The sequence below is a fragment of the Pedobacter cryoconitis genome, assembly GCF_014200595.1.
GTDB classification, from domain to species: Bacteria; Bacteroidota; Bacteroidia; order Sphingobacteriales; family Sphingobacteriaceae; genus Pedobacter; species Pedobacter cryoconitis_C.
The window spans coordinates 1-11,802 of sequence record NZ_JACHCG010000007.1 but is presented as its reverse complement, the minus strand read 5'-3'; the positions used below and the strand labels follow the sequence as shown (position 1 = coordinate 11,802).

Sequence of the window (11,802 nt, the reverse complement as noted above, 5' to 3'; positions counted from 1 at the left end):
TATGATCACTTTGCTACAGGTTGCTACAGATACAGTACACCATTTAACAGATACCGCCAACGCCGCAAACCAGGCTGTAGCTGCTGCACCTCAGGAACTTCACTTCTTTGATTTATTAATGAAGGGTGGCTGGGTTATGCTCCCACTTGCATTCCTTGCTTTTTCTGGTTTGGTAATCTTCGTAGAACGTTATCTGACTATCAGAAAATCTTCTAAAACAGAATCTAATCTGATGCTTCAGATCAAACAATATATCCACGAAGGCCGATTGGAAAACGCGATCGCTTTATGCAGAAATACGAATTCTCCTTTGGGCCGTATGCTGGAAAAAGGTCTTAGACGTATTGGCCGTCCGATCAAGGATATTGAAGCTGCAATTGAAAATGTAGGTAAACTGGAAGTCTCTAAATTAGAGAAGAATATCAGTATCTTAGGTATTATTGCAGGTATCGCACCCATGTTAGGATTCGTAGGAACGATTATCGGGGTAATTACAATTTTCCATGATGTATCTGTAAAAGGTGCTATTGAGATCGGAACTATATCTGGTGGTTTATATACTAAAATGATTACTTCAGCAACAGGTCTGATTGTAGGTATTATCGCATATGTATTATACCATATCCTGAATGCAATGGTAGAAAGGATCATCCTGAGAATGGAAACCGACGCATTAGAATTTATTGATCTATTAGAGGAACCAGGTAAATAATGAATCTACGCAAAAGAAATAAAGGAACTGTTGAGGTACACACTTCTGCGCTGAATGACATCATGTTTTTCCTGATGCTTTTCTTCCTGCTTGCTTCGGCAGCAGTGAATCCGCAGGTCGTAAAACTACTTCTTCCACGTTCTGAATCCGGACAGCAATCTGCTGCTCAGAAAACAGTGACGGTCTCTATTAATGATAATCTGACTTATTTTGTAGAGAAACAACCAGTCACACTGGATCAGATGAAAGCAAGTATTGAAACCTATCAAAAGGCATCTCCGGACCTGACAATTGTACTGTATGTTGCCAGAGGAGTTTCCATTGAGAATACTATGGCAGTGTTTGATGTAGCCAATCAGTTGAAACTGAAAGTTGTATTAGCTGTAGAACCAAAAAAATAATGACTTACCATAAAGAAGAAAATAATTATCCTAAAGCCGTAGCAATATCCACCGCGATCATGGCTGGTTTATTGATATTAAGCTTTTTTATTGCTATCGGGACTTTCAAACCTGTTGAAGAAGCAGGTATGGGCGGAATGGTAGTTAATTATGGTACTTCTGTAGAGGGAATGGGTACGGATTATACCAGTATCGAAGAACCTTCTGCCGATCCGGATGCAAACAAGCAGCTTCCTGACAAGGTAGTTCCGGAAAAAGTGGTTACGCCTGTCAAATCAGTAGAAAGTACAGATAAGGAAATCACTACACAAGACAACGAAGAAGCAGTAAGTATCAGTACCAAGAAAAACACTAAACCTTCTACCCCTGCTGTTGCGACTAAGGTTGTTGATAAACCAGCCAAACCCGCAGTCAATCAGAATGCACTTTATAAAGGTAAAGCCAATAAAGGAAATGGTCAGGGAGACGGGACCGGCACTACACCTGGTAATCAGGGTTCAGTGAACGGAGATCCGCTTGCCAACAACTATGGAGAAGGCGGTTCTGGTTTTGGAGGCACACCGATTGCTTTAAGACGTTTTACAAACCTGGTTACTCCTCAGGACAACGGCCAGAAAACGGGTAAAATAGCAGTCAGGATCAGTATTAATAAACAAGGGATCGTAGTTGATGCCACCCCTGGTGTAAGAGGAACAACCTTGCAGGATTTAGACCTTTGGGCAAAATGTAAAGCAGCTGTAATGGGTGCACGTCTCAACCAATCTGAATCAGCACCTGACCTTCAGGTAGGTGTGGTAGTTTTTAATTTTAAAGTGAAATAAAATCCGGTTTCTTTGATACTTTTGTACCCTTAGCAAATCATTTCAATGACTTATTTAGAGACCCTGGACTACCTGTACAGCAGACTTCCAATGTTTACCCGTATCGGTGCAGCAGCAATGAAAAAGGATTTACACAACACGATCGTGCTGTGTGAAAACCTGGGAAACCCTCAGGATAAATTTAAAACTATACACGTAGGCGGTACAAACGGGAAAGGTTCTACCTCCCATATGCTTGCGGCTATTTTACAGAAAGCTGGTTATAAAACCGGCTTATATACCTCTCCCCATTTAAAAGATTTCAGAGAAAGGATCAGAGTTAATGGTGAGATGATGACCGAGCGTTTCGTCATTGACTACACCGCACAGGAAAAAGACCTGATCGAATCTATCAGTCCTTCTTTTTTCGAGGTAACCGTTGCAATGGCATTCGCTTACTTCGAGGCAGAAAAAGTTGATGTAGCTATTATTGAAGTAGGCCTTGGCGGTCGAAAAGATTCTACAAATATCATTCATCCGGAATTATCAGTAATTACGAATATCAGTTTCGACCACACCAATTTATTAGGCAATACATTGTTTGAAATTGCTGGTCAGAAAGCAGGGATTATCAAACCGGGTGTACCCGCTGTAATCGGAGAAAGACAAGAAGAAATTGCACAGGTATTTATAGAGGAAGCCAAAGAAACAGCAAGTGAATTGGTTTTTGCCAATACTGAGCTGCGTGTTCAGGATACCGTGCGCGAAGGCAGACTACTCAAAACATCAGTCTATAAAAAAGATACCTGTCTGTTTAAAGATCTTGTAATGGATCTGAGCGGATTCTATCAGCTAAAAAACGTATTAACAGTCATACAATCCGTATTAACTTTAAATCAGAATGGCTTTGATATCCCTGATGAAGCCGTATACAGCGGTCTGGCCCATACCGTTGAAATCACTGGTTTACAAGGCAGATGGCAAACCCTTCAGGAAAATCCTTTAATTATTTGTGATACCGGGCATAATATTGCAGGTATCCAGGAAGTACTGGAAAATATCAATGCGACCGAATATCACAATTTACATATCGTAATTGGGATGCTGGGCGATAAGGATGTGACCAGTGTACTGGAAATGCTCCCGGCAAATGCAAAATACTACTTCTGTCAGCCTGATCTGGAAAGAGCAATGCCTGCACATCAGTTAGCAGAAGAAGCGGCAAAATTTATGTTACAAGGCCCTGTTTTCGAAACAGTAACCTTAGCTTTGAACGCAGCTAAAGCGACTGCCGAAGCCGATGATCTGATTTTTGTTGGCGGAAGTACCTTCGTGGTTGCAGAAGTTCTTTAAAGCTTATTCAAGCTTCATATCCTATAAAATAATGTAATAAATCCCTGATGAAGAAAACTTACCTGTTATTTACCGCACTCTGTTGTTTGTGCACAGTGACTTTAGCACAGAAAAAAACAAACAGTACAGGAACTTATCCTGCAACCATTGACCGCCCGAAACTTGTGATCGGATTAGTTGTCGATCAAATGCGCTGGGACTACCTTTACCGTTATTATGACAGATACTCAAACGGAGGTTTCAAACGTCTGATCAACGACGGCTTTTCAGCTGAAAATACATTCATCCCTTATACCCCTACTTATACTGCCGTTGGGCACTCTAGTATTTATACAGGTTCTGTACCTGCAATTACCGGAATTGTTGGCAATGACTGGTATGACCCGCAATTAAACAGAAACGTTTACTGTACAGAAGATACTTCAGTAGTTTCTGTAGGCTCAACCACCAGAGCAGGTATGATGTCGCCTAAAAATTTATTAAGCAGTACCATCACAGATGAACTGCGTCTGGCTACAAATTTCAAAGGTAAAGTAATCGGTATTTCCTTAAAAGACCGTGGATCAATCCTTCCGGCTGGTCATACCCCAAATGGCGCTTACTGGTACGACGGACAAACCGGCGACTGGATTACCAGTACTTATTACATGTCTCAGCTTCCAGCCTGGGTACAGGATTACAATAAGCTGAAAATGGCCAACAAATATTATGAGCAAAACTGGAATACACTTTATCCAATTGAAAGCTATACACAAAGCACAGCTGATAATAAAGACTATGAAGGCAAAACCAAAGGAGAACAAACGCCAACTTTCCCTCACCCTTTAAAACTATACGCAGGCAAGAACTATGACATGATCAGAAGTACTCCTTACGGAAATACAATTACACTTGACCTTGCCAAAGTAGCGATCAGGGCAGAAGATCTGGGTCAGGATAACATTACCGATTTCTTAGCAGTAAGCTGTTCTTCGACTGATTATATAGGTCATCAATACGGGCCGAATTCAATCGAGGCAGAAGATACTTACCTGCGTCTGGACAAAGATCTGGAAGACTTTTTCAATTATCTGGATAAAACAGTAGGTAAAGGAAATTATCTTTTATTCCTTTCAGCAGATCATGGTGCAGCACACGTTCCTGGATTTATGAAAGAAAATAAACTGCCAGGTGGCGTAGTAGATGATAAAGCTATTGTAACCAGTTTGAATACCTATCTGGAAAGCAAATTTAAGATTAAAAAGCCTGTGTTGTTAGCTATGAACAACCAGATTATCTTCAACCACCAGAACCCGGATTTCAAACAAATCGATTTCACAGCGATGAAATCTGCTTCTATTGAGTATTTAAGGACGCTTGAAGGATTCGCTGATGCTGTAGACTTAGCCCGTATTTCGGAAAGCACATTGACTGCTGTCCAAAAACAAATGATTACTAACGGATACAATGCACGTCGCAGCGGAGATATCTATTTCATTTTACAGCCAAACTGGTTTGACGGTGGAAAAACAGGAACCACACATGGTGCATGGAATCCATACGATGCACATATCCCGCTTGTTTTTATGGGCTGGAATGTCAAGCCCGGAAAAACCAATCAAACACATCACATGACAGATATTGCAGCTACCATAGCAGCAATGCTTCATATTCAAATGCCAAGCGGCTGTGTAGGGGAACCTATTACAGAGCTTACGCATCAATAAAATAACAAGACAAACGCTCTCCGCACTCATAATTTGAAAAAATTGTGTAAGTCCAGCCAGGGTTTGTCTTTTTTTGTGCCTTATATATTTTAAAAGCTAACAGATCAGCAGTTATATATTATTTTGACTTTCAATAATCAAACTTGCTATATAGTTTTTATTAACTTTACTGACCAAATATAATTTCTTTAATGGAACCAATTAAGAGCTACGTACCCAAAAATAAAATTCGTTTTGTAACAGCAGCGGCCCTTTTCGACGGACACGATGCAACGATAAATATCATGCGCCGTATTCTGCAATCTTCAGGAGCGGAAGTTATCCATCTCGGTCACAACAGATCTGTAGAGGAAGTTGTCAACTGTGCGATCCAGGAAGATGTCCAAGGTATAGCTATGACCTCCTATCAGGGCGGGCACCTTGAATATTTCAAATACATGTATGATCTGCTCCAGGAAAAAGGAGCTACAAAGATCAAGATATTTGCAGGTGGAGGTGGCGTGATTTTACCTGTCGAAATTGCCGAACTGCAAGCTTACGGGATTACCCGGATCTACTCTCCTGACGATGGCCGGACAATGGGCTTACAGGGAATGATCAATAATATGCTGGAGCAAACTGATTTCATTACGACCAAATCGATTACCAATGAATTGGAGATGATTCCCCGCAAAGAGGTGAGAAGTATTGCTTCTGCAATTACTGTAGCTGAAAATGATCCTGTGGGTGCGCAAACATTCGTCAATGAATTGAAAGTGCTGACCAGCAAAAGCCAGGCCCCTGTATTAGGGATTACCGGTACTGGTGGTTCCGGAAAGTCTTCACTGGTAGATGAACTGGTGAGACGTTTCCTGATGGAAGTCAAGGATAAAACTTTAGCGATTATCTCTGTTGACCCTTCCAAGCGAAAAACAGGCGGTGCATTACTTGGTGACCGGATCAGGATGAATGCTATTAATAATCCAAGGATTTATATGCGCTCACTGGCCACAAGACAGGCCAATTTAGCTTTATCTGTCAATGTACAGGAAAGCATTGATATCTGTAAAGCTGCCGGTTATGATATGATCATTGTCGAAACCTCTGGTATTGGCCAGTCTGATACAGAAATCACAGAGCATTGCGACGTTTCCTTATATGTGATGACACCGGAATTTGGTGCAGCAACACAATTGGAGAAAATTGACATGCTTGACTTTGCCGATTTGGTAGCTATTAACAAGTTTGATAAACGCGGAGCCTTAGACGCTTTGCGTGATGTCCGCAAACAATATAAAAGGAATCATAACCTGTTTGAAGCGAAAGATGATACCATTCCAGTATTTGGTACGATGGCTTCTCAGTTCAATGATCCCGGAATGAACAACCTGTTTACTGCCCTGATGGCGAAGATTAAAGAACGCACTGGAACAGATTTCAAAGCAAGGATGCTGATGACAGCAGGTCAATCAGAGAAAATCTACATTATTCCACCAGACCGTTCAAGATATCTGGCAGAAATTGCAGAATCAAGCCAGGCTTATAATGAATGGGTTGACCTTCAAAGCGGTATTGCCAGAAAGCTTTATCAGCTGAGTGGTGTCCTGGAGCTTTGTGAAGACGAAAAGTCTACAAAGAAAGGGAAAGATACAGAACCTTTAAAAACTTCACTGAAGGACATCTATAATCACTTAGAGGAACAATTAGATGGACAATGCCGCAGGTTATTGCGAGAATGGCCAGAAACTGTTCAAAAATATAAAGAAGAATACTTTGTATATAAAGTCAGGGATAAGGAAATTAAACAACCATTATTCTATGAATCTTTATCACAGCTTAAAATCCCTAAAGTTTCTCTGCCAAGATATAAAGACTGGGGAGATATCCTGCGCTGGTTATTAACAGAAAATGTACCTGGTGAATTCCCTTATGCAGCAGGTGTATTTCCACTGAAACGTGATGGAGAAGACCCAACCAGAATGTTTGCCGGAGAAGGCGGCCCGGAAAGAACCAACAAACGTTTCCACTATGTATCCCTTGGACAACCTGCACACCGTTTATCCACTGCATTTGACTCGGTAACCCTGTATGGTGAAGATCCGCATATCAGACCGGATATTTATGGTAAAATAGGGAATTCAGGGGTCAGTATTGCGACACTGGATGATGCGAAGAAATTGTATTCAGGTTTCGATCTGTGTGCTTCATCGACCTCTGTTTCCATGACAATTAATGGCCCTGCCCCTATGTTGTTAGGCTTCTTTATGAATGTGGCCATTGATCAGCAATGCGAAAAATACATTATCGAACATGAACTGTTAGACGAGGTTAAAGAGAAGATAACTCAAATCTATAAAGAAAAGAAAATTAAAAGACCTGTTTACAGTGGTGTTTTGCCGGAAGGTAATAATGGACTTGGTTTATTACTGCTGGGCGTAACAGGTGACCAGGTTTTACCAGCCGATGTTTATGCTAAAATTCGTGCCTATGCGATTAGTACTGTTCGCGGTACAGTACAAGCAGATATTCTTAAAGAAGACCAGGCACAAAATACCTGTATCTTCTCTACAGAGTTTGCGCTGAGGATGATGGGGGATATTCAGAAATACTTTATTGATGAGAAAGTAAGAAATTTCTATTCTGTTTCTATCTCAGGATATCACATTGCCGAGGCCGGTGCGAACCCAATATCTCAACTGGCTTTTACTTTAAGTAACGGGTTTACTTTTGTAGAATACTACCTGAGCAGAGGCATGCACATCGATGATTTTGCGCCTAACTTATCTTTCTTCTTCTCTAATGGAATAGATCCTGAATATGCGGTAATAGGCCGCGTAGCCAGACGTATCTGGGCGAAGGCGATCAAGAACAAGTATAAAGGAAATGACCGTTCACAGAAGCTTAAATATCATATTCAGACTTCAGGCAGATCTTTGCATGCGCAGGAAATTGATTTCAATGATATCAGAACTACGTTACAGGCCTTATATGCGATCTATGACAACTGTAATTCACTGCATACCAATGCTTATGATGAGGCGATTACCACACCAACAGAAGATTCTGTAAGAAGGGCAATGGCGATCCAGCTGATCATTAACAGAGAATTAGGATTAGCTAAGAATGAAAATCCATTACAAGGTGCCTTTATTATTGAAGACTTAACAGATTTGGTGGAAGAGGCTGTATTAGCTGAATTTAAAAGGATCAATGACCGCGGTGGTGTTTTAGGAGCAATGGAAACTATGTATCAGCGTGGTAAGATCCAGGAAGAAAGTTTGTATTATGAAACCTTGAAACATAACGGAGAGTATCCGATTGTAGGTGTAAATACATTCTTAAATAAAAACGGATCACCAACAGTTGTTCCCGGCGAAATTATCCGGGCAACGGAAGAAGAGAAACAATTTCAGATTGCTGCTTTGGATGAATTCCAAAAAAGGAATGCAGACCATACAGTAGCAGCATTGAAGGAATTACAAAAGATAGCCATTACCGGAGGAAATACCTTCGAAGCTTTAATGGAAGCTTGCAAAATTTGTTCCCTTGGACAGATTTCCAATGCCTTGTATGAGGTAGGCGGACAATACAGAAGAAATATGTAATAAAAAAGCGCCTGTATTTAAATGATACAGGCGCTTCATAAAGTTTAACAGCTGTTAATTAAGCTTGAATTTTTCCCATGGCCCGGCAACTGCATTTTTGCAGGTCATTGCCTGAAGTCCATTTTCTGAAGAAATGAACTTACCATTACTTCCCATAAAAGTTACCTCGCCAGCCAGATTCTTCGTGTAAGTAAACTGCTCCCAGATACCAATTGCAGTCCGTTTACAAGTAATACTCCCTGCGCCATTTTCTGAGGATACATATTTACCATTATTCATTAATGCAACTTTGCCATTGCCAGCATTTACGATTGTAAATAACTCCCATCCACCAGCTACTTTATTCACACAATTCATTGGATTAACGCCGTTTTGACTACTTACATAAGCACCATTTGAGCCCATGATACTTACAGTCTGACCAAATGGTGGTAAATAAACCTGGCCACCACCTTTGACAGGCTCAGTAGGTCTGTTTGGGGTAAGCGGGATAATCCCTTTTAGCATCTTGCCGCCATCATTAGTAAGCCTCAGGTAATAATCAGAAGAACAAACTACACCATCTTCATCCAGCCCCAGAAACTTTGAACCCGCCGGCACCATAAAATTATTTTCAGCAGTTTTAGCAATTTGATTCCCTTCATTAAACTCATCGAACATGGAGATGTATATTCCCTGTACGCCACCTTTAACCCTGTTATAAAACTGTCTCCACATAAATTCACCGTGCTGACGCTGACGCTCCTGTAAATCACCAGGTAATATGCAAGCCTGATAATCAATACCATTTGCATCACAGTAAGCCTGATCACCCATCACAGTATTTTGATAGAATCTATCTTCATCTTCAATAGTACCTATATTTCCAATCATCCAGGGCGTAATCATATTCAGTGCTTTATAAACGGCTTCAAAACCTGGACGGTGTTCATTTTCACTTCTCCAGCGACCTGGCACTCCACCGATTACATAACAACCTTTACTTTTGAACCAGTTGACTACATCCAGACATTCTTCCGCCGAAAACGGGCGGCTATTGTCTTTAAACCCCAATCCCCAAATACAAACAACAGGTTTACCATTTTGAACAGCATACGCTGAGGAAGAAGTATACGCAGACATTTTATTATTCCAGTCTGCTTTAATTTGTGTTGACATGCCATCCCAGCCACTTACATCATACATAATGTAGAACTTACGATGGTGAGCCTCAGCAGCAGTTTTTACTTTTGCAGTTATTGCATCACGCATAGGCCCTTCACCACCGGCAGGATTAAAGCGTTGAAGCGCTGCAACATCAATACCGTTCTCTTCCATCCAGCGGAAATGAGTGTCCATGGTTTGATCTGTATAAGATGAAAATAACTTTGCCGGCTGACCATTGTTCAGGTTGGGGAAACCAGTCTGGAAGGAAGTAGTAAACTCGCGCATATCAGGCCACGACTTAATTCCAATACTACTGGCCTCACCAGTAGGAAAATTATTACCCTGAGCCCAGTGCCACCAGAAAAAGCTAAATGGTGAGCCATCACCTGCACAGGAAAACCATCCCTGGTATCCGACTGTAATTTTACCCACAACGTCACCTGGGGCAGAGTGTACAATTGCATGATTAACTTTGGAATCAGCAATACCAGATTCAGGATCAGGCATCGTGTTTTTAGAACAGGCAGAAAGAAAAACAGCTGCGGCAATTAAGTAACGTTTCATGTTTAATTTTGCGTTTTAAATAGTATAGAAGATATGGATTAATCAAATAAGACATTTGACGACATAAATATATACAACAAGAAAATAACATAAAAACATAATTCTTATATAGACAAATAGTTAATCTATAAACAATAACATAAATTCACTTAAATAAAAAATTAGCATAAAAGAGCCGTATAATAAGAAAGGCCCGGATAATCCGGGCCTTTCTTATTATACGATGTTCTTCTACGGTTAGTATCGGAATTATTTTGTTTTTAGCATTAAGCGTGTATCCAGCTGAATTTGTAATCCATTGTTGGAGTCTTCATTCTCTCTGCAACACGTAATAAGCGGCTTGGCAGAGCCATGATATAATCACGGGCTTTTTCACCTGCTTCATTCAGGTCTTGCATACTTTCTATTTTCCACTCTACAATAAGCTGCTGCATGATCTCCACATAGTCAACTGCTGTGTAAACACCCAGGCGTTGTGCAGCATCAGTAAAGTGACCGAAAGTCTGTCCCATTTTCATCCCCATTTCTCTCAGGAAGTGAGCAGGCATAACAATCTTCATCCGCATCATATCTTCGAAAGCAATCATAGCTTCACTAGGATCTACTTCAAAGATTTTAGACATAAAGTCTTTATAAGCCTTGGCGTGCCTTGCTTCATCAGAGGCAATGACACCACAGATTTTGGAAAGTAAAGTATCACCGTCTTTTTTAGCTAAAGAAGCTACTCTGCGGTGAGATACATTTGTTGCAAGTTCCTGAAAACTTGTATAAATAAAGTTACGGTAAGGATCATGTCCAGTACCAATGTCAAAACCATCAGCAATCAGATATTGCGTAGAGATTTCCATTTGGCGCATATCAACACGACCTGATAAATAAAGGTATCTGTTTAACAAATCTCCATGTCTGTTCTCTTCAGCAGTCCAGTGACGTACCCATTTCATCCAACCACCCTGTTCATTTCTTGAAATACCATCAACCATGGATAACCATGATTCATAAGTAGGTAAAGCTTCTTCTGTAATAGTATCGCCAATTAGCACGGCAACAAGATCGTATGAAAGGTCATTTGCAGTTTCGCGAAGGGATTTTATGTCTTGAATAAAAGTATCACTGGTAGAAACAGGCAAAAAATCAGTTGGCTGCCAATTAGTATCAATCGGTTTCAGGTAAGTATCCATCATATCAAGCATATATTGCTCAATGTGAAGCATTACTTCCCGTCTTTTTTCAGCAAAAAAACTCATTATATGTGTGTTTTAGTTTAACACCAAAGATAACCAAAATTATTTCATAATGCCTTTCTGACACCATTTAATAGCAGATTAAGCTTAAAAAATGTTATTGCATAAGGTTAAATTATTAAAGAATTTCGTGGATCTGTTCATACAACGTATGAAAGGGTCTGATTGTTATAAAAAAAGGTTATAAATGCATTTAGAAATGTCCTATAACAAGAAAAGCCTGTAGTTTCCTACAGGCTTTCTTTAAGATTTGGCACCGACCTACTCTCCCACGTGTTACCGCAGTACCATC

General features: G+C 40.5%; 8 protein-coding genes. 6 read left to right on the top strand and 2 right to left on the bottom strand.

Annotated elements, in window-relative coordinates; genetic code table 11:
- Nucleotide 1: 1 nt before the first annotated feature.
- The 6 genes from HDE70_RS26105 to HDE70_RS26080 all read left to right on the top strand — a co-directional run bounded on the left by HDE70_RS26105 (nucleotide 2) and on the right by HDE70_RS26080 (nucleotide 8,556).
- The gene (locus tag HDE70_RS26105) at nucleotides 2-712 is read left to right on the top strand and encodes a MotA/TolQ/ExbB proton channel family protein (RefSeq protein ID WP_183867254.1); all 711 of its coding nucleotides are present in this window, start codon (nucleotides 2-4) and stop codon (nucleotides 710-712) included.
- Nucleotides 712-1,113 carry an ExbD/TolR family protein gene (locus tag HDE70_RS26100; RefSeq protein ID WP_068402964.1) on the top strand — a complete coding sequence of 134 codons (402 nt, stop codon included), beginning with the start codon at nucleotides 712-714 and terminating at the stop codon, nucleotides 1,111-1,113. The genes HDE70_RS26105 and HDE70_RS26100 overlap by 1 nt, the downstream gene beginning before the upstream one ends.
- Nucleotides 1,113-1,934 (top strand): energy transducer TonB, encoded by an 822-nt coding sequence (locus HDE70_RS26095; protein WP_111635952.1) that lies wholly within the window; start codon nucleotides 1,113-1,115, stop codon nucleotides 1,932-1,934. Before HDE70_RS26100 ends, HDE70_RS26095 begins: the two co-directional genes overlap by 1 nt.
- A 45-nt stretch (nucleotides 1,935-1,979) precedes the next feature.
- Nucleotides 1,980-3,266, top strand: coding sequence for a bifunctional folylpolyglutamate synthase/dihydrofolate synthase (locus HDE70_RS26090; protein WP_183892298.1), 1,287 nt, complete (start codon nucleotides 1,980-1,982; stop codon nucleotides 3,264-3,266).
- 47 nt (nucleotides 3,267-3,313) lie between these two features.
- A complete protein-coding gene (gene pafA, locus HDE70_RS26085) occupies nucleotides 3,314-4,972 on the top strand; it encodes an alkaline phosphatase PafA (protein ID WP_183867252.1) in 1,659 nt (552 codons plus the stop codon).
- A gap of 191 nt (nucleotides 4,973-5,163) precedes the next feature.
- The gene (locus HDE70_RS26080; protein WP_183892297.1) at nucleotides 5,164-8,556 is read left to right on the top strand and encodes a methylmalonyl-CoA mutase family protein; all 3,393 of its coding nucleotides are present in this window, start codon (nucleotides 5,164-5,166) and stop codon (nucleotides 8,554-8,556) included.
- Nucleotides 8,557-8,610: 54 nt separating this feature from the next.
- Here the strand turns inward: HDE70_RS26080 and HDE70_RS26075 are convergent, their stop codons facing one another.
- Nucleotides 8,611-10,266 (bottom strand): lectin, encoded by a 1,656-nt coding sequence (locus tag HDE70_RS26075; protein WP_183892296.1) that lies wholly within the window; start codon nucleotides 10,264-10,266, stop codon nucleotides 8,611-8,613.
- A 266-nt stretch (nucleotides 10,267-10,532) separates the two neighbouring features.
- Nucleotides 10,533-11,513: an acyl-ACP desaturase gene (locus HDE70_RS26070; protein ID WP_183867249.1), complete on the bottom strand. Its 981-nt coding sequence runs from the start codon at nucleotides 11,511-11,513 to the stop codon at nucleotides 10,533-10,535.
- Nucleotides 11,514-11,802 lie beyond the last annotated feature (289 nt).